This window comes from Aequorivita sp. CIP111184 (assembly GCF_900489465.1).
Taxonomy (GTDB): domain Bacteria; phylum Bacteroidota; class Bacteroidia; order Flavobacteriales; family Flavobacteriaceae; genus Aequorivita.
On sequence record NZ_UEFQ01000024.1, the window covers coordinates 71114 to 97578 of the forward strand.

General features: G+C 36.2%; 17 protein-coding genes. 11 read left to right on the plus strand and 6 right to left on the minus strand.

Features of this window, described 5'->3' with window-relative positions; translation table 11 throughout:
• Positions 1-7: 7 nt before the first annotated feature.
• A complete protein-coding gene (locus AEQU1_RS09585) occupies positions 8-3685 on the minus strand; it encodes a phosphoesterase (RefSeq protein WP_111880684.1) in 3678 nt (1225 codons plus the stop codon).
• A gap of 52 nt (positions 3686-3737) precedes the next feature.
• Between AEQU1_RS09585 and AEQU1_RS09590 the strand changes: the two genes are divergently transcribed.
• A complete protein-coding gene (locus tag AEQU1_RS09590) occupies positions 3738-4922 on the plus strand; it encodes a Pycsar system effector family protein (protein ID WP_111880685.1) in 1185 nt (394 codons plus the stop codon).
• Positions 4923-4925: 3 nt separating this feature from the next.
• On the opposite strand, the gene AEQU1_RS09595 is transcribed toward AEQU1_RS09590, so the two are convergent.
• Complete coding sequence (locus AEQU1_RS09595; protein WP_258455265.1) at positions 4926-7292, minus strand: GAF domain-containing protein; 2367 nt, start codon at positions 7290-7292, stop codon at positions 4926-4928.
• Between the two features lie 136 nt (positions 7293-7428).
• Here AEQU1_RS09595 and AEQU1_RS09600 point away from each other — a divergent pair, with 136 nt between their 5' ends.
• Positions 7429-8544 carry a TlpA disulfide reductase family protein gene (locus AEQU1_RS09600; RefSeq protein WP_111880689.1) on the plus strand — a complete coding sequence of 372 codons (1116 nt, stop codon included), beginning with the start codon at positions 7429-7431 and terminating at the stop codon, positions 8542-8544.
• Between the two features lie 106 nt (positions 8545-8650).
• Here AEQU1_RS09600 and AEQU1_RS09605 read toward each other — a convergent pair whose 3' ends face one another.
• Complete coding sequence (locus tag AEQU1_RS09605) at positions 8651-9337, minus strand: SIMPL domain-containing protein (RefSeq protein ID WP_111880690.1); 687 nt, start codon at positions 9335-9337, stop codon at positions 8651-8653.
• An 11-nt stretch (positions 9338-9348) separates the two neighbouring features.
• Positions 9349-9999 (minus strand): rhomboid family intramembrane serine protease, encoded by a 651-nt coding sequence (locus tag AEQU1_RS09610; RefSeq protein ID WP_111880692.1) that lies wholly within the window; start codon positions 9997-9999, stop codon positions 9349-9351.
• A gap of 93 nt (positions 10000-10092) precedes the next feature.
• Between AEQU1_RS09610 and AEQU1_RS09615 the strand changes: the two genes are divergently transcribed.
• Positions 10093-10968: a lysophospholipid acyltransferase family protein gene (locus tag AEQU1_RS09615; protein WP_111880694.1), complete on the plus strand. Its 876-nt coding sequence runs from the start codon at positions 10093-10095 to the stop codon at positions 10966-10968.
• Here AEQU1_RS09615 and glmM read toward each other — a convergent pair whose 3' ends face one another.
• Positions 10969-12357 carry a phosphoglucosamine mutase gene (gene glmM / locus AEQU1_RS09620; RefSeq protein ID WP_111880696.1) on the minus strand — a complete coding sequence of 463 codons (1389 nt, stop codon included), beginning with the start codon at positions 12355-12357 and terminating at the stop codon, positions 10969-10971. It abuts the gene before it with no gap.
• Positions 12354-13424 carry an acyltransferase gene (locus AEQU1_RS09625; protein WP_111880698.1) on the minus strand — a complete coding sequence of 357 codons (1071 nt, stop codon included), beginning with the start codon at positions 13422-13424 and terminating at the stop codon, positions 12354-12356. Before AEQU1_RS09625 ends, glmM begins: the two co-directional genes overlap by 4 nt.
• 40 nt (positions 13425-13464) lie before the next feature.
• Here AEQU1_RS09625 and AEQU1_RS09630 point away from each other — a divergent pair, with 40 nt between their 5' ends.
• From AEQU1_RS09630 to AEQU1_RS09665, 8 genes are all read left to right on the plus strand, one after another.
• On the plus strand, positions 13465-14049 hold the full coding sequence (locus AEQU1_RS09630) for an ACP phosphodiesterase (RefSeq protein ID WP_111880700.1): 585 nt from the start codon (positions 13465-13467) through the stop codon (positions 14047-14049).
• Positions 14046-15761 carry a gamma-glutamyltransferase gene (gene ggt, locus AEQU1_RS09635; RefSeq protein ID WP_111880702.1) on the plus strand — a complete coding sequence of 572 codons (1716 nt, stop codon included), beginning with the start codon at positions 14046-14048 and terminating at the stop codon, positions 15759-15761. Before AEQU1_RS09630 ends, ggt begins: the two co-directional genes overlap by 4 nt.
• 284 nt (positions 15762-16045) lie before the next feature.
• Complete coding sequence (locus AEQU1_RS09640; protein WP_111880704.1) at positions 16046-17059, plus strand: hypothetical protein; 1014 nt, start codon at positions 16046-16048, stop codon at positions 17057-17059.
• Positions 17060-17151: 92 nt separating this feature from the next.
• The gene (gene uvrA / locus AEQU1_RS09645; RefSeq protein WP_111880706.1) at positions 17152-20013 is read left to right on the plus strand and encodes an excinuclease ABC subunit UvrA; all 2862 of its coding nucleotides are present in this window, start codon (positions 17152-17154) and stop codon (positions 20011-20013) included.
• A 58-nt stretch (positions 20014-20071) separates the two neighbouring features.
• The gene (locus AEQU1_RS09650; RefSeq protein WP_111880707.1) at positions 20072-20761 is read left to right on the plus strand and encodes a TIGR00730 family Rossman fold protein; all 690 of its coding nucleotides are present in this window, start codon (positions 20072-20074) and stop codon (positions 20759-20761) included.
• Positions 20762-20777: 16 nt separating this feature from the next.
• Positions 20778-23591 (plus strand): metalloprotease, encoded by a 2814-nt coding sequence (locus AEQU1_RS09655; protein WP_111880709.1) that lies wholly within the window; start codon positions 20778-20780, stop codon positions 23589-23591.
• A 37-nt stretch (positions 23592-23628) separates the two neighbouring features.
• A complete protein-coding gene (locus AEQU1_RS09660; RefSeq protein ID WP_111880710.1) occupies positions 23629-23853 on the plus strand; it encodes a hypothetical protein in 225 nt (74 codons plus the stop codon).
• A gap of 100 nt (positions 23854-23953) precedes the next feature.
• The gene (locus AEQU1_RS09665; protein ID WP_111880712.1) at positions 23954-26368 is read left to right on the plus strand and encodes a thiamine pyrophosphate-dependent enzyme; all 2415 of its coding nucleotides are present in this window, start codon (positions 23954-23956) and stop codon (positions 26366-26368) included.
• Positions 26369-26465: the final 97 nt, after the last annotated feature.

Below are 26465 nucleotides of genomic sequence, written 5' to 3' on the forward strand. Positions count from 1 at the left end.
ATATTATTTACATTGAAAAAGCTAATCCAAAAGTGAAACGCAATCCTTCATCCCCAGTAAATAAATTGAAGGATGCACTCAATAAATCAGCGGTGTTTACCCAAAAACCTCCTCCGTAAGAATTATGCCAAACGTCTGAAGTATCATTTGGAACCCAAACCCTTCCCACATCGTAGCCTCCAAAAACACCTATTTGTATGGGCGTTAAGGCAGTGCGAAATTTATTGAAACTGTAGCGAAGATCTGCTCCGGCTACTGCTGCACTTCTACCCGTAAAACGTTCATTTCTATAACCACGAAGACCGGTATCACTTCCTAATTGTGCCCCTTGATAGAATTCAAAATTATTACCAATATTGAACTGTCCGCTAACATCGGTCTTTAAAACCAATTTTCTGTTTTTTGTAATTGCGTTGTAGAATATAATTGAAGGTTTTACATAACCAAAAATTTGATCACTATCTTCTATGTTTTGAGTTCCCCCCGCAACGAGTGTAAAATCCATGCCTCGTGTTGGGTTTACTTTGTTGTCATAACTTTCATACTGATAGGTTCCTTCAGCGGTTACAAAATTCTTGGTTTTATCCAATTCTGTCGGGGTAGGAATTACATCTGAAATAAACCTTCCATCGGTTCCCTCTACTTCAATTGCATCAAAAATGGCCTTAATCTGAAACATACTTCCATAAGGGGAATCTTTTTTAAACCCAATAGAGCCGCCGTAACCACCAATACGAACCCGATTATAATCCAATTCAGTATCAAATTCATAATCTGGATTTATTGTTTCATTTCCAAACCCGAAATAGTTTTCAGAGAAATTTGGGTTTTTAAAGTAGCCTCCCAATAAAAAGTTCCAACTGCCAAAGACATTTGCGAACTCTCCTTCATAATTTACATCAAAGCTTTGTGTAGCAAAATAATAGCCAACAGCTAATCGATGTTGTTGGGAAAATGGATTTCTTTGAAAACCATTTACAGTAAAAACATCTGAAAAACCTAGTTTAAAACCATCATCAGGATTAAAGCCCACAGCTGGAAGAAAAAGATTTACAGTTTGCATTTGTTTTTGATAATCGAAAGTATTGAAGTCATAATTATCAGTAAATCGGAAGGTAGCTCCGCCTTTTTCTTCAACTGTACTTTTTTTACTTTTTTGATCGTACACCTTAACCTTTTTACCATTTGCAATTTTATAGGTATCGTTGTTTTGACCGCCAATAATTCTTATAAAAATAGGATTGTTACCATCTCCTTTCACATCAAAAACATCGTCATCGTCAAGCCCATAAACCCAAATTTGTTTAGTTTCTTTCGCATTGAAAGTCCTGTCAACCATTAATTCACCCTTTTCACCATCTTTTATACGGTAGGTTTTAATATTCGTTTTTCCTTCGGGCAAACGGTTTATTTCAAAATAATCATCTTTATCAGTTCCCGTAATCACCTGCAGTCTTGCGAGATAATCATAATATTCTCCAGCAATTTTTACGATATTGTCTCGTCTACCTTTTAGCTTTTGCTTAATTTCTGCGGAAGTTTCATCCTGCGCTTCTTTAGGTAGGTCTTTAAAAGCATTATCAATTACATTATCTGTAACATTCTTTTGAATTATTCCTGCCTGTTCAAGCCAAGCTTCTTTTCCATAATTTTGAATTAATGCGTGATCTAATTTTATACCAGCAGCATTAAACCATTTAGTATGTTTTAGTTCTTCGCCGTACACTTGAAATTGTCTAGATGTATTGAATAAAGCTCTAACTACATCTAAAAGTCCTCCGTCAAAATTTGAATAAACCTGATCCCTATCTCTCGGAATTGGCAGAAACAGGGAATTTCCATTATCATCTTTTTTTTGTGTAAAACGCCACTGATCATTGTGGCGATCCCAATCACCTACAAGCATATCAAAAACCCTGGCGCGAATGTAGGCTTGTTCATCCAATTTGTATTTTTCGTCTTTGCGAAGTTTTGCAAGTAAATCATCTGTGCTTTCTACGTCATCTGGATAGTCAAAAAGTTTTCCTTCAAATTCTTTATCAGGCCTTTCAACAATCATATATAGTTCATTTCCATAATCTTCGTTATATTTTCCGAGGGCCTTTTGCTTCGGCACATAATATAGCTTTGGGTTTGTATGAAGAATTCCAGCTGCCTCAGACAGTTGAGGAATTGTAAATGCTCCATAAGGATGTGCAGCAGTATAAAAATCAAGAATTAAATCTTCAGGGATTGTATTTAAAAATTCATCTTCTACAATTTTATCTTTAATAATTACAGTTTGCAAAAATTGTACAGCACTCTTTTTTAGTGCACGCATATTATATGTTCTTCCATCTTTATCTTCTAATCTAAGTGATCGCGTTTGGTGACCTCCCCCAGCACGCACCACTTTAAGCCCTCCGTATAGAGTATCTAAAAGGACGGTTTTTGCAGTAACATCTGTACCGTATATTTTTCGGTAATGCTTTCCCCAAACAGTTTTATAAAAACCAGTTTTTTCAACCATTTCATCGCTATAAACTTTTGCTTTTGTAGTGGGTGGAAAATTTTCATGAAGGGTAGAAAAATCATAGTTTTCTTTTTCAGAAAATATTTTCTTTTGAAATAGAATCTCTGAAGTTGCATCGTCATTAGCTTTGAAAAACCGGATTTCCGAAGCACCGTTTTTTTCCACATCAAGCCTTGCAAAACCTTCTCCACCATAAGCAAACTCTCCAAACTGTCCTAAAGCAGCAGCCGTTGCCCCAGAGCCTGAACCCGAAACAATCTGCTTTACTGTTCCGTCTTCAATATACTGTAAGGATTCATCTAATCCAGACACAAAAACGAGGCGATCAAGGTCTTTTGTAAGCACTTTCAATCGGCTCATTAATTCGTTGTAGCGTTCATTATAACGATCCTGTTTTGAAATTGCACCTTGAATTTTCACCTGCTTAATGAATGTGCTAAAAAAATCCTTGTGTATCAATGGGTATTTTCCGCCGTGTTCCCCATAAGTAATAAGTGGATGGTACATTGCGACAATGATTGTCTTATCGGCGTTTTTCTTAAGCTCTCCTTCAAATTCAATAAAAAACTTATTGCGGGTTTTTATGTCACACTTGTCGTTCATTTTTGAATAATCATCCCAATCTTCCAAAAACCACTGCGTATCCAGCGCGATTAAATGCACATTATCATTTATATCTATACTTTCCAATCCGCAACCATTGTTTGGCTGAAGCACATCGGCATCATCAAATTTTGCTTTCAGAAAATCTTCTTCAAGCTCCAAACCATCAACCCCACTTTTCCAATCGCGGTTGCCTGGAAGCACTACTACTTTACCCTTAAAACCTTTTAAGGCTTCAAGTTGCAGTTCCATTGAATTTTCAGCGGCTTTCTTTTCCGTCTTATCTTTTGGTTGCATTCCCGAAGGATAAAAACTATTTCCTAAAAATAAAACATAGCTATTTTTAGAATTGTTTTCGTTTAAATACTTTTTTAAAGATTGAATGGATTTTGAAGCTTCACTTCCAGACTTTCCAGCATTTCCAACTAAATAGAAAGTTTTGTCTATTTCTTTATCGGAAGGAGTGTTGGAAAAGTTATTTTTAACTGTTTTATATTGTGGATTGTAAGTTGCACAAGCAGAAAAAAGGGCTGCTAAAGCAAAAGTTATAAAGATGTTAATTTTATTCATATATCTATTTTGGTATTGATTTTTTAGTACTTTGGATCACTAAATTTTTTCTATGGATAATATTGTAGAAGCTACTGATAATTTTGTATTCCAATTATTTAAAGATGAGCTTCCAAACACCTTTGTTTATCACAATTATACCCACACAAAACGTGTTTATAAAAGTATAAACGAAATTATTGAAAACTCCCAAATTGATGTTAAAGATGCTCAGACACTACGTTTAGCAGCTTTACTCCACGATACGGGTTACATTGTTTGCCGCGAAAATCACGAAGAAGAAAGCGTGAAAATAGCAGTTGCTTTTCTGGAAAAGCACGGGGTTGAAAATGATATAATTGAAGGTGTAAAAAAATGTATACTTGCCACAAAATTCAAAAATACAACACCCCAAAACGAACTTGAAAAGATTATAAGAGATGCAGATTCTTCCCATTTCGGGAAAGATTATTTTGAAGAAGCTAGTGAATTTTTAAGACAGGAATATCTTTCTCAAAATGTTCATAATTATACCTCAAACGAATGGCTTCAGGAAAACATAAAGGTTCTTGTTGAAAGCCATGAATTTTATTCAGATTATGCGCTAAAAAACTGGCAACCCGTAAAAGAAGAAAACCTTTCAAAACTCCTTAACAAACGTAAAAAGCACAAAGAAAAATTTCAAAAGGAAAAGACTAAAGCTAAGCTAAAAGCGCAATACAAAAACGATAGTCCTGAACGTGGAATTCAAACTTTTTACCGAACTGCCCTAAGAAACCATATGAAACTTAGTGACATTGCAGACACAAAAGCCAATATCATGCTTTCGGTTAATGCTATTATTATTTCATTGGTACTGTCCAATCTTATATCTAAACTAGACAATAATAATTATTTAATAATTCCAACTGCTATTTTCATACTTTTTAGTGCTATTACAATGGTTCTGGCGGTAATTGCAACGCGCCCCAACGTAACACGTGGAGAATTTACCAAACAGGATGTGGAAGATCAAAACGTAAACTTAACCTTTTTCGGAAATTTCCATAAAATGGAACTGGAACAATTTGAATGGGCCATTGAGGAGTTACTGAAGGATAGAAATTACGTCTATAAATCGCTTACCAAAGATTTATACTTTTTGGGAAAAGTTCTGGATAGAAAATATAGAATTTTAAGACTTACGTATACCATATTCGTGGCAGGAACCATCATTTCCTTAATTTCCTTTGCGGTGTTTTTCTATATGGAAGCATAGAATTTACTCCTGAATTTGTGAAATTAAATCTTCATACGTATAATATTCTTTTGCCTGATCATTATTTTTGGAATAAAGCACATTAACTCGTAAAGCCTTTAAACCGGTAACACCCTGCAAATCTTCTAACTCTAAAATCTCTATTTCATCCCCAAGCAATTTTTGATATTGCAGAAAACGGATATACTTTAAATATTCCTCCTCATCTTCTTTTTGGGAATAAATAATAGATATTTTTCCCGGCTGGGTTATGCGTTCTTCTGTGTTTTTTATGTGTGCCTTATCAACCCGTTTTTTTACAACTTCATAACGGGCATTGTACGTGCCGTCAACATCAAAGCGTTTTTCGTCCATTCTAAATCTTAATGATAGCGAACCGTTAAAGGCTAAAATCATTGAAGCAACATCCAGCTCCACGGGAAGTTTATCCTTATAACGGTAATAGTTGTTCTCCATTTCGCAAATAACTTGCAATTGCCAAAGCTTTATATTGTTCAGGAATATTTTATTGAATGATTTTTCCTTTGTAATAGATTCACCTATATATAAATTATGCTCTACTCCATCCGTTTTGAAACGTTCAAAATAATGCGGATACATTTTCTGTGCTTCCTGTTGCTTTTTATCTAAAACAGATGCCAAACGTTTATTTATAAGCATTACCGATTCATCATAATCTTTTCTATTTTTATATACAAGACCGGTGCTAAAATCTATCAACTGATAATACTCATCAACCAATACCTTAAATGTTTCATTTCTCTCTCTCACGTATTTGAAAAATGGTATTATTTCAGATACTAGAAAATCCATTATTTTCCGCTCCGTATCTACTTGCAGGTTTTCTTCAATTTCATTCAAAAAGCCTGTTATTGCAAAATTCATTTGTTCTAAAATGGGCAAAGGAGTATGATTGTACAACTTCTTTAAAACAGTTTCAATATAGGTCAACTGCAATGTTAAATCCTTTTTTGTAGCTTCATTACGAGCCTCAGAGGAACCTTTAATATCTGTCTGCCCATAGAGCGGATGAATATCTTCAAAAACAATTTCACGGAAAAAAGTAGGATTACCTTCTGTAATTGAACTTAAATACCGTTTTGCTTCTTTCCGAAATTTCCATTGCACACTACTATGAATGGCGGTACATTCTTCTTGGATTATAAGTTCCAGTTCGTTTTCAAAATTTTCCTTTGAACGAACAACAGAATCAATAAGGAACGGCATAATGTCGCGCAGTTTATTTGCGTTTATTGTGTTCAAATCATTAGCGTTGGGAGAAACAAGTTCCAAAATCCCAAGAATTTTTTCATCTGCAACAATTGCGGCAAAAATGGCACTCTTCATTCCCTGATCCAACATTTTTTTATACAGCAGATTCTCTGGATACATCTTATTGTATCTTTCAGCATCTGTCACGCAATAAAATTCCTTTTGTTTGAAAAGTGTATAATAAGAAGCACTACAAAGAGCTTCCTTACTGGATTGTGATTTTTCTCCGTTTAAAATGAAACTGGAAATCTCTTTGAAAAGTGTACGCTCAAAAGACTCATTTTCTTCATTATAATCTGCAAAACCTATCATAAGGTCTTTCAAATTAAAGATAGCCCGAAAAATACGGCTGAATTCTGTGTCGTGGAATCCGCCATTTTTTTCCAAGCGAAGCAAATTTGTCTTAAAGTCAGAGATGGATACGTCCATTGTAACATCTGTCAAAGTTGCTATTACAAAGCCATTAAAGATCCAACTCCCTGGTGGGAATTTTTCTTTCCAAACTGAAATGTCTTCAAAACTTTCCAACAATTCATTTATATCATCTTCTGAAATATCTTTTGACTTTGCTGTTTTTTGAATTTCTACAAAATCACCATTATAAAATAATCTATAGTTTTTAATCATTTCCTGCCCGTCGGGAATATTGTAATAAAAAGAACGCTTAAAATCTACTTTTTTGCCATAATAATGACTCAATATCATGCTGCAACCCATAATATAAAATTGGTCTTCATCAAAATTTATGATGTCCATTGAAAAACCATCTCCCGCGGCTTTTAGAATTTCTAGATAACGCTCGGTGCTTTTAAAAGCTACCTCTTGAAAGGGAATAGTTGCAAATTTTATTTCATTGGTTCCAAGTACTGAAGGAAATAAAGGTTCAAGAATTGTATCAATCTGATCGTTATATTTTAAAATTTCCTCAAAATCAGCTATTCCAGAAGAAAGCATGGGAAACTCTTTTTCCATGGAAAGTATCTCAGAGATTTGCTTTTTTGCTAAATCACTTTTGCCCGCTTTTTCTTTATAGGCATCAAAAACTTTTTTGAAACCAATCTTTATCTTTAATGGGAAGTCTTTTTTCTCCTTAGTCATTATATCCATAGCTATTAACCAATAAAAGTAAACTTTAAAAATCTTGCAATATGTTAATAAAAAATAAAATCTTAAACCATATCCTTCATTGAAGTAAGAAACCGTTATTTTTGTTCAAATTTTAAAAACCCAATATATGAGACTGATTTTTGCATCACTCCTTACAATTTCACTTATTTCTTGCAATAAGGATACCAATAGTTACAAACTGGAAGGCGACGCCGTTGGTTTTGCCGACGGAACGGAAATCTTTGTTTACACTTTGGAAAACAAACAACCAAAAGTAATTGATACTCTCACTGTTACCCAAGGAAAATTTTCTGCAACCTATCCAAAAAGCGATGATATAAATCTCAGTTTTTTGAGAATCAATGAAATAAACGGCTCTGTTCTATTTTTTCCTGAAAATGAAGATATGACGGCAACAATTTATAAAGATAGTATTCAAGCCTCTCGCGTTAACGGCGGAAAGCAAAACGAATCTTATGGCAATTTTGTTTCAGAAATGACTGCTTTTAACAAAAAGAAACAAGAAAGCATGGAGCGTTTCCGCGATGCAAGACAAGCTAACGATACTGCTGCTATTGCACAGATACAAAGTGAAAACTTAAATATGGTTGGGGAAGAAACCGAATATAAAAAGCAGTTTTTGAAAGACAACAAAAACTCCATTTTCTCCGTAATGCTCATTTCTGAAATGTTAAGTAGAAAAGAAATTACACCAGCAGAAGCATCTGCTTATATTAATGACCTTGAGCCTAAACTTGCGGAATCTGAAATAGTACAGGATTTAAAAACAAATCTTGAAGCACTTAAAAAAGCTGAAGTGGGAAGTGCTGCACCAAACTTTAGCGCACCAACCCCTACAGGAGAAACATTGTCTTTAAAAGATGCAATGGGTAAATACACAATCATCGATTTTTGGGCATCTTGGTGTAAGCCTTGTCGCATGGAAAATCCAAATGTTGTAAATGTTTATAATAAGTATCACGATAAAGGTTTAAACATTATTAGTGTTTCCTTAGATAAAGCCGAACAAAAAGACAAATGGATACAGGCCATAAAAGACGATAAAATGGATTGGTACCACGTGTCCAATCTTCAGTTTTGGCAAGATCCTATTGCACAACAGTATAGTGTGCGTTCCATTCCAGCAACTTTTCTAGTAGACGAAAACGGAATGATCATTGACAAAGACTTGCGTGGAGCGGCTTTAGAAGCAAAGATTGCCACACTTTTGGGTGCAGAATAATCTTTAGACTACTCTAGTGAAAAATAAAAAACCTCGGTTCTTTTTGGGAGCCGAGGTTTTTATTTGGGGGAATTTTAGATGTTATAATACCTTTAAGCTAATCCACTTAATTTAATAGAAAGCTAACGTTCACAGAGGTTTTAATTTCCATCTCGCCAAGAGCAATAGTTTGATCGCTGCCTCCAGAAGAAGAGTCACTCATTGCCATTTTATACATAGGCTGCGGCCCTACTGAATTATTAAATTCACTTATAGAAACTGCTTTTCCAATAGTTTGATTTAAAACTGAAGTATATTCCTTAGCCTTCATTTGTGCGTTTTCAACTGCTTTTTTACGGGCTTGGCTCTTCAATGCTTCACTATTTGAAGAAGAAAACTCAACCCCGTCTATACGGTTAATTCCTGTATCAATAAGACCTTTCATTACAGGTTCATATTTTTTTAAATCGCGTAATTTTACTGATAGGGATTGATTGGCTGCAAATGTGTACGTTTTGCTATTGTAATCATAGTTTTTGCTCAGGTTCATATATTGGGTCTTCACATCTTTATCCTCGATATTCATTTTCTTCAGAAATTTCAAAACCTCACTGATAGTTGCATCGTTTTGTTCTTTCAATGTTTTGGTATTCTCTCCTGTATTTTCAACGCGGATGTTGATGGTAACCTCATCGGGAACCACACGAACAATTCCTTCGCCAGTTACATCTATTGTGGGTTGGGGTAAAGTATTTTGTGCCATAATGCTAGTAGTTGTTATTACTACAATTAATAATGTTTGTAAAATTTTCATAGTTTTCTTTTTTAAATTTTATTTAATTTATGGAGAATGAATAACAGAATTAAAGGAAGCGCAAGCAAAACAACGATCCACAAACTGGTCTCAAACAAAGAGGGTGCAAACAAAAGTGTTAATACATACCCTCCAATTGCCCCGCCAATGTGAGCGTCGTGGCCAATATTTCCCATTCTTTTTTTCATTCCGTAGATAGAATACAACAAATATGCCATCCCAAAAAGCCATGCCGGAATGGCTATTGGAATAAAGAAAAGATAGAGACCCATATTTGGGAAAAATAGTATAGCGGAATACAATATTCCCATCACCGCACCACTAGCCCCTATTGCACTGTAGTGGTATTCGTCTTTGTGAAAATAGAATGACAAGAAGTTACCTGCAAGCAAGCTCACTACATAAATAACCACAAAAAATGGAACACCAACACTATTTATAACAACAGGTGCAAAAAAATAGAGCGTAAGCATATTAAATAGCAAATGTGAAAAGTCTGCGTGTAAAAAAGCAGAACTGAACATTCTAATATGTTCGCCGCGACGTATGCCCGCTATGTTGAATTTGTATTTCTCAAAGAATGAAAAATCATTAAAACCTTTCATGGAAATGATGACGTTTGCGGCAATTATTACTAGAGTTGCTATATCAATATTTTGCATTGGTTTATAAAAGTTATTGGGTTATTAATTTATAAAGAATTTTGAATTCTAATTCTTGTAATAAATTTAGTTAGTTTTGCGGTAACAATTCCTATGCAAAGATTGCTTTATATACTGGCATATCCAATTCTTTGGCTGCTTTCCATTTTGCCGATGCGCATTTTGTATATTAAATCTACCGTGCTATATTTTCTGGTGTATTATGTTATCGGTTATCGTAAAAAAGTAGCGAAAGATAATCTGGCATTAGTTTTTCCTGAAAAAACAGATCAAGAACGCAACCGAATAGCGAAGCAATTCTTCAAACATCTGTGTGATATTATTTTTGAAACTATAAAGGCATTTACTATTTCTGAAAAGGAAATACGGAAACGTTTTGTGGTTACTAATGCCGAAATATTGAATCCATATTACGAAAATGATCGAAGCATTCTACTAATGGCCGGCCACTATGGCAACTGGGAATGGAGCGGTATTTTGAATAAATTGATGCAACATCAAGCGCACGCAGTTTACAAACCTTTAGGCAGCAAACAATTTGATGCTTTGGTAAAAAAAACACGGGAACACTTTGGAGGAATTATAGTTAGTAACAAAAAAATAGTCGGTGTACTTTTCAGAAAGTGGAAAAAAGGGACCAAAACTCTCACTTATATTCTTTCCGACCAAACCCCAAAACTTGGTGCATTTAAACACCGCGATACGTTTATGGGGATAAATGTGCCAATGTTCACAGGAACAGAAGAATTAGCTAAGAAATTGGATTTCTCTGTACTCTATCTAAAAGTTGAAAAAGTAAAGCGTGGCTATTACACAGCCACTTTTGTTCCGTTGGTTGAAAACCCAAAAGAATACCCCGATTTTCAAATTACACGTATGTTTTTTGATGCTTTAGAAGATCAAATCCGAGAAAAACCTGAGTATTATTTATGGTCGCACAAACGGTGGAAACTTCGAAAAGTAGATTGATTACAACCTAGCAATTCCCTCAATCTCCCCAATAATCCTATCCGCCAAAGCATCCGCTTCTTCCTGGCTTTTAGCTTCGGTATAAATCCTAATTATCGGTTCGGTGTTTGATTTTCGAAGATGTACCCAGTTTTCAGCAAAGTCTATTTTTACGCCATCAATCGTATTTATATCTTCTGAAGCATATTTTGCCTCCATTGCTTTTAAAATTGCATCAACGTCCAACTGTGGCGTTAGCTCAATTTTCTTTTTGCTCATAAAATAAGCCGTGTACTTTTTCCGAAGTTCGCTAACGGCAATTTTTTCTTCAGCCAAAAAGCTTAAAAACAAAGCAATCCCCACCAAACTATCACGACCGTAATGTAGTTCTGGGTAAATAATTCCGCCATTGCCCTCACCTCCTATCACGGCATTGGTTTCCTTCATTTTCTCAACAACGTTCACTTCCCCAACAGCACTCGCTGTATAAGTTCCACCGTGCTTTTCGGTTACATCGCGCAAGGCTCGTGATGAAGACATATTGCTCACCGTATTTCCTGAATTATTCTGCAAAACATAATCAGCAACAGCAACAAGTGTATATTCCTCACCGAACATTTCGCCTTTTTCATCAACAAAAGCAAGTCGGTCCACATCGGGATCTACCACTATTCCAAAGTCGGCGTGGTTTTTTACAACACTTTCCATCAAATCGCCCAAATGTTCTTTTAACGGTTCAGGATTGTGTGGAAATTGTCCGTTAGGTGTGCAATGCAGTTTCACGGGTTCAACGCCCAAAGCTTCCAAAAGTAAAGGCACGGCAATTCCTCCAGTGGAATTTACGGCGTCAACAACCACCTTAAATTTACAACGCTTTATGGCATCAGCTTTCACCAAAGGTAGATTCAAAATTTCATCAATGTGCAAATCTATATACGCATCATTTTTATGGATTTCACCCAAATTGTCAACTTCGGCGAATTGGATAGTTCCATTTTCAGCAATATCAAGGATTTGTTGACCAGCTACAGCATTTAAAAATTCACCTTTGTTGTTCAACAATTTCAAAGCGTTCCATTGTTTTGGGTTATGACTTGCTGTTAATATTATTCCGCCATCGGCATGTTCCAAAGCCACCGCTATCTCAACAGTTGGGGTTGTTGATAAATTTAAATCTATCACTGTAATGCCCATTCCAACCAACGTATTCATTACCAATTGTTGGATCATTTCCCCAGAAATACGTGCATCACGACCTACTATCACTTTATAATTTTCTTTGTTGCGCTGTTGTTTTACCCAACTGCCGTAAGCTGCTGCATATTTAACCGCATCAATTGGAGTTAAATTTTCGCCTTGTATTCCGCCAATGGTTCCGCGGATGCCTGATATAGATTTTATAAGTGTCATTTTCTGAATTTATTTTTCAATTTTAAAAAGTAAAGCTCAAAATAGGTGTACGATAAATGAGCTATCAAAAGTGTGCCTGCAAAGGTAAACAGGTGTATTAAAATTATGGTTAAAGTTTCATTAAGGTTGTGGAACATTTCCAATTTCAAAAACAAAAATACAACAGCATTTAAAACAATGGCGTGAAACATATAGATTCCATAGGAAATACTTCCGAAGTGATTCAATAATCTATTGTTCACTTCAACGCCTTTATTATTAAAGGCCAACGAATGGATAAATAGCGCAAACAACACACAAGTGAAAAACGCCCGAAGCCATAAAGGTTCAAATAGAACCCAATCGGTTAAAAAGTAAAGTAATGTTGTAATGCAAATGACTAATGGAAAAATTGCTGATCGCTTTAAAAATTCAAGCTTTTTCTTTTCTTCAAGAATTGCAATCACCCCTCCGGAAAAAAGGTAGAAAAACACAAAGGTGTATTTGCGAAGAATTTCAAATAAATCCGTCCAATAAATTATAAAATAACCAATCAGCAAAAGGCTTAAAACCCTTAGAATCCATTTCACATTTATAAAAAACAGAAGTGGCGCGATCACGAGATAGAATTGTTCTTCAATCCCAATAGACCATAAAATTTCAAGTATTCCACCAGGTTCGTAAATTTTAGCGAAGACATTCGGAAGAAAGAAAACGTTGTAAAACAAGGCTTCTTTCCAAGTATAATTTATTTCAAAGGGAATATTTAAAAAAGGTAATAGCACGTTATAAAAAAGCAGTCCGAAGCCTAAAACAAGATAGTATAGCGGGAAAATTCGCAGAATTCTTCGAACATAAAAATCTTTTATTGAGAAAGTACCTTTGATTTTTGCGCGATAAATAAGACGGATAATTAAAAAACCACTCAATACAAAAAACATATAAACTGCCTCCAAGCCTCGATGAAATATAGGAAGACCATCAAAATAAGGAAGTCCTTGATTGTGCGAAAGTTGGGGTAAGTGAAACAGCAACACGAAGGAAGCAAGGAAAAACCGCAATGGGTCCAAATTTGGTAACCTGTTCAATTTTCAGTTTTTACAGTTCAAAAATACATATATTTATTGAATGAATTTTTTAGCCCACATCTATCTCTCCGGTAATGACGAAAGCGTTATAATAGGCAACTTTATAGCCGATGGCATCAAAGGCAAGCGCTATGAAAAATACCCACCACAAATTGCAAAAGGCATATTATTACACCGCGGCATAGATACCTTCACAGACGCGCATCCTATAGTGCACCAAAGTACGGCGAAACTTCACAAAAATTATAGCCATTACAGTGGAGTAATTGTAGATATACTGTACGATCATTTTTTGGCGAAAAATTGGAGTAAGTATTCCGATGTGCCTTTAGATGAATATGTTGATGATTTTTATGAATTACTTAGGAAAAATTTTACAATCCTTCCAGCAAGAATACAAAGAATGATGCCTTACATGATTGCCGACAATTGGTTGCTAAGCTACGCCACCGTTGAAGGAATCAGTAAAATTTTAGCGCAAATGAACGTACGTACCAAAGGCATTTCAAAAATGAATTTAGCCGTTGCTGAGCTCGAAGAGTTTTATGAAGAATTTGAAGCTGAATTCACTTCCTTTTTTGACGAATTGATTATTTTCTCCAAAAATAAACTTACCGAATTATGAAATTTTCCTATCTTTTTTTAATTGCTTTCTTGTTTTTTTCCTGCAAAGAAAAACCCAAAGCGCAGAACCTAGTTGAAAAAACAAAGGTTGAAATAAAAAAGGCCGTAATTGCTGATAGTGCTATGGTTGTTTCGGCACGGGCCGAAGCTTCACGAATAGGTTCAGAAATACTTAAAAAGGGCGGTAACGCTTTTGATGCAATGATTGCCACCAACATGGCTTTAGCTTTAACGTATCCCAATGCAGGTAACCTTGGGGGCGGCGGATTTATGGTTTATAGAACCCAATATGGCGAAATTGGCTCTTTGGATTATCGAGAAAAAGCACCATTGGCCGCGACAAAAAATATGTATCTCGATAAAGACGGAAACGTTATACCTAACAAAAGCTCGGTTGGTGCAATGTCTGTGGGTGTTCCGGGAACAGTTGCTGGAATGTTTGCAGTTCACGAAAAATTTGGAAGTTTACCAATGGAAGTTATATTAAAACCCATAATTGAACTTGCCCAAAAAGGATATATAATCACCGAGAAAGAAGCAGAAGCATTGGAAATATATAAACCCTATTTTGAAGAGGTAAACGGCCAAAGCATTCTTTATTCCAAAACGCTCCAAGCGGATGACACTTTAAAAAATAATGCATTGGCAAGTACTTTGGAACGCATTTCGAAAAACGGTAGAGCCGAATTTTACGGTGGGGAAACCGGACAAAAACTCGTTTCTTTTCTGAAAGAAAAAGATGGGATTCTCACTTTAAAAGATTTGGAGGCCTACGAAGCCCAATGGCGCGAACCGGTTGTTTTTCAATACAAAGATTTAAAAATAATCTCCATGGCGCCCCCTTCCAGCGGCGGCATCTGTTTGGCACAGATTTTAAAAATGGTTGAGCCTTTTCCGATTTCAGATTATGGTCATAATTCAGAGAAATACATTCAAGTTTTAGCCGAAGCCGAACGCCGGGCTTATGCTGACAGAAGCTATTATTTGGGTGACCCAGATTTTGTTGACAATCCCACAGATTCCTTACTTTCCGAAGCCTATCTTTCCCAAAGGATGGAAAATTTTTCCTTTGAAGCTGCAACACCTTCCTCTGAAATAAAACCAGGTGTAATTATGGGTTATGAAAGCCCAGAGACCACCCATTTTTCTATTGTTGATTCCTTTGGAAATGCAGTTTCAGTTACCACTACACTCAATTCATCTTTTGGTTCATTATTATACGTTAACGAACTCGGATTCTTTTTAAACAATGAAATGGACGATTTTAGCGCAAAGCCAGGAGAACCAAATGTGTATGGCTTGGTTGGCGGAAAAGCAAACGCCATTGCACCCCAAAAAAGAATGTTAAGTTCCATGACGCCTACCATTGTTGAAAAGAACGGAAAACTTTGGATGGTTGTAGGAACTCCTGGCGGCTCCACAATTATAACTTCAGTGGCACAAGCCATTTTAAATGTTTATGAATTCAATATGGATATGCAGCAAGCCGTGGACGCTCCTCGTTTTCACCATCAATGGTTACCAGACGCCATTAGGTATGAATTTGAAAAGTTTCCCAGGAATTTAATTGAAGACTTAAAACAAAAAGGCTATCCAGAAAACACTGATGTCGATCCAATTATCGGAAAAGTAGATGCCATCTTAAGACTTCCAAACAATAAACTTCAAGGTGGAGCCGATAGTCGCGGTGATGATACTGCTATTGGTTATTAAATTTAAATCTTTTTTTGCACGCTTAATCGAAATCTTGTGCATTATATCGAAAGGTGGATATGTGGGCAATAAAAAAGGTTAGATTTGAGGGAATTAACTAAGGATTTTTACAAATTTTAGATTGAGACTTTTTGAAGAACCTATTCATATTCGCCTTTGCGGAATCTTAAATAATCTTTTTTCTCTTTTTGCAAAATTGAATATTCAACTTTTGCAGTAAACGTTGTTTGTCATAAAAATCCTTTTATTAGTAACTCTTCGCCTTATTTGGCGATGTTTAGCCTATGACTAATAAATCTTTTCCCAAGGATTTGTATTCCATTATCGCCCTGGCAGTAAGCGGGGGGCTTTGTGCCGTGCTAATATTTTTGCTCTATCAAAAAAGTGAAGATACAATAGGCTTTGAAACCATTTTGAAAAGTCTGACAACTATTTTCATTGCCGTAAGTGGTTTTTTATCAGCAATCTTGATGGTTTTTTTGGCAACATCTGCGATGGCTTTAAAATCAAACAAAGTCAAAATAATTACCAAAATCAGCAAGACCACACAAAAGATGCACAATTTCAGAAATATTGCTGAAATTTTGTACACTTCAAACATCTGGCTTCCAGGCTTAAAAGATTATTTTGAAAAGGAATTTTCTGAGCTTTCCTATTTTGAAGTCAAAGAATTTTATAAAGGAAAATCCAGACTTGCCATTGAGTTTCTTCAGGAAACACATCATTTTGGTGAAACCGAAAATATTTATTTGGAATTGAAATCTTTATTAATGACCAATCCTAAAGAAAAGCATATTCCGGAAACTATAAATTATCCTATTTCATACAGTAACGGAATTATAGAAAAATGGGCCGAGCATAAATGCGGTACTGGATTGTGGTATGTATTCGGTTACAAATACGGTACTTATAAAAACTCAATAAATTTGGAAGCAGTCTTTGAAAGACACCAAGAAAAGATTCTTACTTTGGCAAACACTATAGATAATGAAGTTTTTGAAGATGCTTCTTTTAATGAAGTTTTTTTCTCAAAGCTTTGGGAATATATGACGAAAGATGTTATTCCAAAACTTTATCAATTTCAAAGCCAGATGGACAGGAAAGCACCGCGATTGGTACGATATCTTTATATAATTTTCTTATTATTAATGGTTTTTGGCGTATTGCTTCCGCTTATTCATTTAATGTTGGGCTTTTCATCATTATCTATAATTGTTGGGTATTCTATCGTTATCAGTACTATATTTTATATTGCGATAACCTTTCATGTTTATCTTTCCAAAGAAGTAAATCAGTAATTTTTTAAAAGAGCTTTTTTTCAGTAAAAATTAACATCCGTATGATGGCATGCATTCTTTAATTTCGGTTCAATTAAGTACCTTTGCAAGCTATGTCAAAAAATGAGGATTTTATAGAAGTTTTGGGCGCCCGCGTTCATAACTTAAAGAACATTGACGTTCGAATTCCAAGAGAAAAATTAGTAGTAATTACAGGGCTTTCCGGCAGTGGAAAATCCTCTTTGGCGTTTGATACTATTTATGCTGAAGGTCAGCGCCGTTATATTGAAACCTTTTCGGCTTATGCTCGTCAGTTTTTGGGGAGTTTGGAACGTCCCGATGTTGATAAAATTGAAGGCCTTTCCCCAGTAATTGCAATTGAACAAAAAACTACAAGTAAAAGTCCAAGATCCACCGTTGGCACCATTACAGAAATTTATGATTTTCTGCGTCTTTTTTACGCTCGAGCAAGTGATGCTTATAGCTACAATACAGGCGAAAAAATGGTTAGTTATAGCGACGAGCAAATAAAACAACTTATTCTTGAAGACTTTGCCGATAAAAAAGTGAGTATCCTCGCTCCTGTTATCCGTTCCCGAAAGGGGCATTACCGCGAACTTTTTGAGCAAATTGCCAAACAAGGTTTTCTGAAAGTACGAGTTGACAGTGAAGTTAGAGATATTGTGAGTGGAATGAAAGTAGATCGCTACAAAAACCACGATATTGAAATAGTTATAGATAGACTTAAAATCCCCTTAACTAAGTCTGAAAAAGCTACAGAGGGCGAAGGAAGCGATAACAACAAACGTCTTTCTGAAACCATAAATACTGCAATGTACCACGGCGAAGATGTTTTGATGGTGCTCGATAACGATACAGATGAAGCGCGCTATTTCAGTCGCTCCTTGATGTGTCCTTCTTCCGGAATTTCTTATCCCAATCCGGAGCCAAACAATTTTTCGTTCAACTCCCCAAAAGGAATGTGCCCGAAATGTAAAGGCCTGGGAAAACTTTATGAGGTTAATTTAAAGAAACTTGTTCCAAATCCAAAACTTTCCATTAAACAAGGAGCTTTGGCGCCCCACGGTCCACAAAAAGGCAATTGGATTTTTAAACAACTAGAATTGATTGCAGAACGTTTTAATTTTAAACTGAGCGATTCTTTTGAAAGTATTCCTCAGGAAGCCAAAGATGTTATTTTTTTCGGCGGAAATGAAAAATTTGACATTGCTTCCAAAGCTTTGGGCATCACCCGAAGCTATAAAATAGACTTTGAAGGCGTTGCCACCTTTATTCAAAATACTTTTGAAGCCAGTGAAACCACTTCACTGAAACGTTGGGCGAAAGAATATATGGATAAAATTCCGTGTTCAGAATGCAACGGAACACGCCTTCGGAAAGAATCACTTTACTTTAAGGTTAACGGAAAAAATATCGCCGAACTCGCCCACATGGACGTAGTTGAACTTGCAGAATGGTTCAAAAACCTTGACAAAAACCTTTCCGAAACACAATTGAAGATCGCTTCAGAAATTATAAAAGAAGTGCGTTCGCGACTTCAATTTTTGGTGGATGTTGGGCTTACTTATTTAGCTATGGACCGAAGCTCCAAATCTCTTTCTGGTGGTGAAGCGCAGCGAATACGTCTTGCAACACAGATTGGCTCTCAGTTGGTCGGCGTGCTTTATATTTTGGATGAGCCCAGTATTGGCCTTCATCAGCGTGACAACGAACGATTAATTTATTCCCTAAAGCAATTAAGGGAACTCGGCAATTCTGTAATTGTTGTGGAGCACGATAAAGACATGATTGAAAGCGCCGATTATGTGATTGACATCGGCCCTGCAGCCGGGAAACACGGTGGTGAAATAGTTTCTGAAGGTACTCCAAAAGAAATAGAAAAACATGACACGCTTACCGCAGATTATTTAAACGGCCGTAGAAAAATTGAAATTCCAAAAAAACGACGAAAAGGAAACGGTAAGACCTTAACCCTAAAAGGTGCTTCGGGAAATAACTTAAAAAACATATCTGTCACTTTCCCTTTAGGAAAAATGATAGGCGTTACAGGCGTTTCTGGAAGTGGAAAAAGTACGCTGATAAATGAAACCCTCTACCCTATTTTAAATGCGCATTTTTTCAACGGTGTGAAAAAACCAATGCCGTATAAAAAAATTGAAGGGCTTGAAAACATTGATAAAGTAATAGACATAAACCAATCGCCAATAGGAAGGACTCCGCGAAGTAACCCTGCGACTTATACGGGTGTTTTTTCGGAAATTAGAAATCTTTTTGCCAAAACATCTGAATCTTTGATACGTGGTTATAAACCTGGCCGTTTCAGTTTTAACGTTGCAGGCGGAAGGTGTGAAACTTGCAAAGGAGCTGGATTACGGGTTATTGAAATGAATTTCCTGCCAGATGTTTATGTGGAATGTGAAACCTGCCAAGGCAAGCGTTTCAATCGAGAAACACTGGAAATTCGCTACAAAGGAAAATCTATTTATGACGTTTTGGAAATGACTATTAACGAGTCTTGCGACTTTTTTGAAAACATTCCAAAAATATATCGAAAAGTAAAAACCATACAAGATGTTGGTTTAGGCTATATTACTCTCGGGCAGCAGTCCACAACGCTTTCAGGTGGAGAAGCGCAGCGTATAAAATTATCAACCGAACTTTCCAAACGCGATACCGGAAACACTTTTTATATTTTGGACGAACCCACAACCGGTCTTCATTTTGAGGACATTCGCGTATTAATGATCGTACTAAACAAACTGGCGGACAAAGGTAATACGGTGTTGATAATTGAACACAATCTAGACGTTATTAAAACAGTTGATTATATAATTGACATAGGTCCCGAAGGCGGAAAAGAAGGGGGAAAAATTATGGCTTTGGGAACTCCCGAAGAAATTGCTGAAGACAAAAAAAGCTATACCGCTAGGTTCCTTAAAAAAGAATTACATTAGGCAAAACTGAAATCGAAATCGAAACTGAAATTGAAATTGAAATTGAATACCGAAATTAATGAGAAATGAACAAGTACCAAAAAACTGGAACGAAGTGAAAACCAACGACTCTTGGGCTATTTTTAAGATTATGGGTGAGTTTGTAAACGGTTATGAAAAGATGAGCCGGATTGGCCCTTGTGTTTCCATTTTTGGATCTGCCCGCACAAAACCTGACCATGAACATTACAAATTAGCAGAAAGCATTGCTAAAAAAATTACAGAAAACGGATATGGAGTAATTACTGGAGGTGGTCCAGGAATTATGGAGGCAGGAAATAAAGGTGCACATTTAGCAGGAGGAACTTCCGTAGGTTTAAATATTACATTACCTTTTGAGCAACACGACAACCCTTATATAGACAGTGACAAAAGCATTGATTTTGATTATTTCTTTGTGAGGAAAGTAATGTTCGTAAAATACTCGCAAGGCTTTGTTGTAATGCCGGGAGGATTTGGAACATTAGATGAGTTTTTTGAGGCACTAACGCTAATTCAAACACACAAAATAGATAAATTTCCTATAATACTTGTAAGCACCAAATTTTGGGGCGGACTTTTTGAATGGATAAAAACAACACTTTTGAACGCCAACAATAATGTAAATGCTGAAGATTTAGATCTTGTGCATTTGGTAGACACCGAAGAGGAAGTTCTTACTATTTTGAATGAATTTTATAACGAATATAACTTAAGTCCGAACTTTTAAAGCTCACAAAAACTTCTTGAGACTTCAACACATTTTATATATCATTCTCTTTTTCTTGACTGTTCAAGTATCTGCGCAGCATGTTATAACAATTGATGCTACACTGAACGCTTCTCAGAAAACAATTGCCATAAAACAACAGATTACTTATAAAAACACTTCTGCAGATACTTTAAAAGAGATTTTTCTTTTTGATTGGGCCAATAGCTTTTCATCCAAAATAACCCCACTGGGGAAACGTTTTGCTGAAAATTATGAAAGTGCATTTCATTTTGAAAAAGACGAGGAACGCGGAAAGACAAGCATTGAAAAAATTTATAGCAATTCCACTGTTCCTTTACAATGGCAGCGTGGTGAAGCTGCTGATATTTTAAAGATTATCCCCAATGTACCACTACAGCCCGGAGATAGTTACACCTTCAATTTAGAATATAACGTAAAAATTTCTGACGACAGGTTTACACGTTATGGAGTGGATAAGCAAAATGATTACAAACTGCGCTATTGGTATATTTCACCAGCTGTTTATGATAAAGAATGGCAAATTTATAGCAATAAAAATACAGACGATTTATTTCTAACACCATCAGAATATTCTATAAAACTTCATATTCCAAAGAATTATTCGGTGACTTCAGAATTTGATTTGATCTCGGAAAATATTTCTGAAAATGTAAAAAACATAGAGCTTACTGGGAAAGACAGGTTAGACGCCATTCTCTATCTTGAGAAGAGTCCAAACTTCCAAACTATTGAAACAGATAAAATACAAATTGTTACTAATCTTGAAGATAGTAAGGTTACCCCTCCCGTAAAAGCTTTGATGATTGATAGAGTTGTCCATTTTTTAGATTCAAAACTTGGGCCCTACCCGTTTAAAAAAATGGTTATCAGTGAAACTGATTATCGTACCAACCCAGTTTACGGTCTTAACCAATTACCCAGTTTTATAAGTCCTTTTCCAGATGGTTTTGAATATGATATGGAGCAGTTAAAAACCATAACCCGTCATTATATTGACAACACTTGGGTTTTAAATTCCCGCGAAGACTATTGGCTGCAAGATGCCTTACAGATTTATTTGATGATGGAGTATGTTGACACTTATTATCCAAAAATGAAGATAATAGGCAACTTGAGCAACTGGTGGGTAATTAGATGGGCGCACGCTTCTGATCTTGAATTCAACGATCAGTATCCAATACTTTACCTTAATATGGCGCGCAATAATATTCACCAGTCGTTAACCACGCCAAAGGATTCGTTGTTGAAATATAATATGAACATTGCCACCGGATATTACGGAGCAAGTGGCTTACGCTATTTAAATGATTATTTAGGGGGCGATATTTTGAATAAAAGCATAAAAGATTTCTACTCTGAAAATAGATTGAAACCCATTAAAACATCAGATTTTGAAGCTTTTCTTTCTGAAAAAACCGAGCTTCCTATAAATTGGTTTTTTGAAGATTTTGCAGATACAAGAACAACGATTGATTTTAAAATTAAGAAGGTTATAAAAAAAGGGGATTCCTTGGAAGTTTTTATCAAAAACAACCGAAAATCTGAACTTCCTGTTTCATTGTACGGCCTCAATAAAGATACAATTGTATATAAAACGTGGACAAAACCCGTAGATGGCGTTTCTTCCATTACAATACCTTCAGCCAATATTCGCAAATTAGCTCTGAATTATAATGGAGAAATACCGGAATATAATAGACGGAATAATTTTAAGGCTGTTGAAGGTTTGTTAGATAAACCGCTTCAGTTCCGTCTTTTTCAAGACGTGGAAGATCCTACCTATACACAGTTTTTCTTTATGCCAATCTTTGAATATAATCTGTATGATGGGGTTTCGGCAGGACTTAGGCTTTACAACAAAACGGTACTTCCAAAAGCTGTGCATTACAGTTTGGAGCCACAATTCGGTTTTCGTTCCAAAAAACTTGTTGGTAGAGCTTCTGTAAGCTATACACAAACTATAAATGAAGGAAATCTATATGCAATGCGATATGGTTTCTCTGGAAATTATTATTCCTACGACCGTGGTCTTTTCTACAAAAAATTTACCCCGTACATCACTTTTGCTTTCAGAAATCCAGATTTACGAGATAATGAAAAGCAGTTCATAAATCTGCGAAGTGTAAATGTTTACCAAGACGAAGACCCCAACAATCCACTTCAAGAACCCAATTACAGTGTTTTCAATATGCAGTATGTATATTCAAACCCAAACCTTATTAATTATTTTAGAGGTGTTGCGGATTATGAAATTTCTTCAAAATTTAGTAAAATTTCTGTGAATCTGGAATACCGTAAACTATTTTTGAGCAATCGCCAGCTTAACATTCGCTTTTTTGCCGGTGCGTTTCTTTTTAATGATACTCGCGAAAATGAGGATTTTTTCAGCTTTGCTCTAGATCGTCCTAACGATTATCTTTTTGATTACAATTATTATGGACGTAGCGAAGATTCCGGCCTTTTTAGCCAGCAACTTATTATTGCCGAAGGTGGTTTTAAATCACAACTAGAACCTGCATACGCGAATAGTTGGATTGCAACCGTAAATGCCAGCACCAATATCTGGAAATGGATTTATGCTTATGGCGACGTTGGGCTTGTACACAATAAAGCACGTGGCACGAACGCTGTTTTTGATAGCGGAATTCGCCTAAGTTTGGTTGCTGATTATTTCGAGCTTTATTTCCCTGTTTATTCAAGTTTGGGCTTTGAACCACAATTGTCACATTATGATGAAAGGGTTCGGTTTATAGTAACATTAAGTCCCAAAACCTTGCTTGGTCTGTTTACAAGAAGATGGTATTAATGACGAATTATAATTCACTAAATAACCTATTCAGCAAATGCAATTACTAAACAACTGGCGAATCATTCTTCTTTTATGCCTCACTTTGGGTTTAGCCCCATTCTTTCCCGAACCGCACCTTTGGGGAAAACTAAAATGGATTTTCGGTGGCGCTGTGGGAATGAAGGGCGCAGATTGGTTTGACGTTTTACTACACGGTTTTCCTTTCATTCTCCTGCTTAGGTTGTTGATACTTAAGCTTATTCCTTCCAAAAGGAATTAAAACAATAAAACCATTCCTTTTTAAAAATAATCTGTCTATCACAAAGCGTTGCGAAACACGCCCGATTTCGCTATTTTTGCATTTATAAAAATCCATTGTAATGCAGACAAACCCTAAGACAAACAGCGAGATTTCTTTTAATGATTTTAAAGAAACAGTTTTGAACGATTATAAAATTGCTGTTACCAGCCGTGAATGTAGTCTATTAGGCCGTCGCGAAGTTCTTACTGGAAAAGCTAAATTTGGAATCTTCGGCGACGGAAAAGAAGTGCCGCAACTTGCTTGGGCCAAAGCTTTTCAAAATGGTGATTGGCGTAGTGGATATTATCGTGACCAGACCTTTATGATGGCCATCGGGGAGCTTACTATTGAACAGTTTTTCGCAGGTCTTTATGCACATACCGACATTAAAGCTGACCCAATGAGCGCGGGAAGACAAATGGGCGGCCACTTTGCAACCCATAGTTTAAATGAGGATGGTAGTTGGAAAAACCTTACACAACAAAAAAATAGCAGTGCCGATATTTCACCTACAGCGGGGCAAATGCCACGATTGTTGGGCTTAGCACAAGCTTCAAAGATTTTCAGAAATGTAAAAGGAATTGAAAACAAAACCAATTTTTCTATTAATGGTAATGAAGTTGCTTGGGGAACTATAGGAAATGCCAGTACAAGCGAAGGCCTTTTTTGGGAAACAATAAATGCTGCCGGCGTATTGCAAGTACCAATGGTAATGAGCGTTTGGGACGATGAATATGGAATTTCAGTTCATGCGAAATACCAAACTACAAAAGAAAATATTTCTGAAGTCTTAAAAGGTTTTCAGCGTAATGATGAACAAGACGGTTATGAAATTATTCGCGTAAAAGGTTGGGATTACCCCGAACTTATTGAAGTTTACAACCGTGCTTCAAAAATTGCAAGAGAAGAACACGTCCCAGTTTTGATACACGTTCAGCAATTAACCCAGCCACAAGGTCACAGCACCAGCGGTTCGCATGAACGATACAAAAGCAAAGAACGTTTGGAGTGGGAAGCTAAAAATGATTGCAACGTAAAAATGCGTGAATGGATTATTTCAAGCGATATCGCAACTGAAGAAACCCTCTCTGAAATTGAAAAAGATATAAAGAAAAAAGTTCGCGATGGTAAAAAAGCAGCTTGGGAAGCTTTTGTTGCACCTCAGAAAAATGAACAGGAAGAAGCTGTTCTATTGCTTGGAAACCTAGCCGAAAATAGCGCGAACAAAAACTTCATTGAAAAGTTAAAGAACGAGCTGGCTTCTGAAAAAGAACCATTGCGCAGAGACATACTTGCCTCCACCCGAAAAGCATTGCGATATGTGGTGGGAGAGGATTCTTCAGAAAAAAAACAACTTCAGGATTGGATTGAAAATTACTTCGAAGTAATCCAACCTAAATATAGCGCGCATCTTTACAGTGAAGCAAAAGAAAATGCGAAGACTATAAAAGAAGTGCTTCCATCCTATGCCAAAGATGCCGAGGAAGTAGATGGTCGCGTTATTATTCGTGATAACTTTGATGCAATTTTTAACAAACATCCTGATGTTTTAATTTTTGGGGAGGATAGCGGAGAGATTGGTGACGTTAATCAAGGTTTGGAAGGAATGCAGGAGAAATATGGTAAACTTCGGGTTGCAGATGTTGGAATTCGCGAAGCCACAATTCTTGGTCAAGGAATTGGGATGGCTATGCGTGGCCTCCGCCCTATTGCAGAGATTCAGTATTTAGATTATATATTATACTGTCTTCAAATAATGAGTGACGATTTAGTGACGGTTCGCTATCGAACAAACGGAACTCAAAAAGCCCCATTGATTGTCCGAACCCGTGGTCACAGATTGGAAGGTATTTGGCATAGTGGTTCACAAATGGGTGGCTTGATTCATCTGCTCCGTGGAATGTATATTCTTGTACCGCGAAACATGACCAAAGCTGCAGGATTTTACAATACGTTACTTGAAACTGACGAACCCGCATTGGTTATTGAATGTTTGAACGGTTACCGCTTAAAGGAAAAAATGCCTAATAACCTCGGCGAATTAAGAACCCCAATAGGCGTAGTTGAAACTGTAAAGGAGGGAAAAGACATCACATTGGTATCCTACGGTAGCACTTTGAGAATTGTGGAAGAAGCTGCCAAAGAACTACAACAAGCAGGAATTGACGCCGAAATTATTGACGTGCAATCACTTTTGCCTTTAGATCTTAACCACGATATGGTAAAAAGCGTAGCAAAAACCAATCGTTTACTTGTTATTGATGAAGATGTGTCTGGTGGGGCTTCAGCTTATATTCTTCAAAATATAGTTGATGTACAGGGTGGTTACAAATATTTAGACAGTAAACCACAAACGCTGGCTGCAAAAGACCACCGTCCCGCTTATGGAACTGATGGCGATTATTTCAGCAAGCCTTCTGTAGAGGATGTATATGAAAAGGTTTATGAAATTATGAATGAGTCAAATCCGTCGAAGTTTCCGAAACTTAGATAATTTTGCCTTTCATCGAACATTCCATTTCCTTTAACTATTAATTAAAGATTATTCAACAAATATTTGGAAGTCTTAAATTAATTGCTTTAAATTAGCA

What these genes read in the sequence shown, in the direction of transcription:
- AEQU1_RS09585 (WP_111880684.1), bottom strand. Translation starts at nt 3,685, where the DNA reads ATGAATAAAATTAACATCTTTATAACTTTTGCTTTAGCAGCCCTTTTT.
- AEQU1_RS09590 (WP_111880685.1), top strand. Translation starts at nt 3,738, where the DNA reads ATGGATAATATTGTAGAAGCTACTGATAATTTTGTATTCCAATTATTT.
- AEQU1_RS09595 (WP_258455265.1), bottom strand. Translation starts at nt 7,292, where the DNA reads ATGACTAAGGAGAAAAAAGACTTCCCATTAAAGATAAAGATTGGTTTC.
- AEQU1_RS09600 (WP_111880689.1), top strand. Translation starts at nt 7,429, where the DNA reads ATGAGACTGATTTTTGCATCACTCCTTACAATTTCACTTATTTCTTGC.
- AEQU1_RS09605 (WP_111880690.1), bottom strand. Translation starts at nt 9,337, where the DNA reads ATGAAAATTTTACAAACATTATTAATTGTAGTAATAACAACTACTAGC.
- AEQU1_RS09610 (WP_111880692.1), bottom strand. Translation starts at nt 9,999, where the DNA reads ATGCAAAATATTGATATAGCAACTCTAGTAATAATTGCCGCAAACGTC.
- AEQU1_RS09615 (WP_111880694.1), top strand. Translation starts at nt 10,093, where the DNA reads ATGCAAAGATTGCTTTATATACTGGCATATCCAATTCTTTGGCTGCTT.
- glmM (WP_111880696.1), bottom strand. Translation starts at nt 12,357, where the DNA reads ATGACACTTATAAAATCTATATCAGGCATCCGCGGAACCATTGGCGGA.
- AEQU1_RS09630 (WP_111880700.1), top strand. Translation starts at nt 13,465, where the DNA reads ATGAATTTTTTAGCCCACATCTATCTCTCCGGTAATGACGAAAGCGTT.
- ggt (WP_111880702.1), top strand. Translation starts at nt 14,046, where the DNA reads ATGAAATTTTCCTATCTTTTTTTAATTGCTTTCTTGTTTTTTTCCTGC.
- AEQU1_RS09640 (WP_111880704.1), top strand. Translation starts at nt 16,046, where the DNA reads ATGACTAATAAATCTTTTCCCAAGGATTTGTATTCCATTATCGCCCTG.
- uvrA (WP_111880706.1), top strand. Translation starts at nt 17,152, where the DNA reads ATGTCAAAAAATGAGGATTTTATAGAAGTTTTGGGCGCCCGCGTTCAT.
- AEQU1_RS09650 (WP_111880707.1), top strand. Translation starts at nt 20,072, where the DNA reads ATGAGAAATGAACAAGTACCAAAAAACTGGAACGAAGTGAAAACCAAC.
- AEQU1_RS09660 (WP_111880710.1), top strand. Translation starts at nt 23,629, where the DNA reads ATGCAATTACTAAACAACTGGCGAATCATTCTTCTTTTATGCCTCACT.
- AEQU1_RS09665 (WP_111880712.1), top strand. Translation starts at nt 23,954, where the DNA reads ATGCAGACAAACCCTAAGACAAACAGCGAGATTTCTTTTAATGATTTT.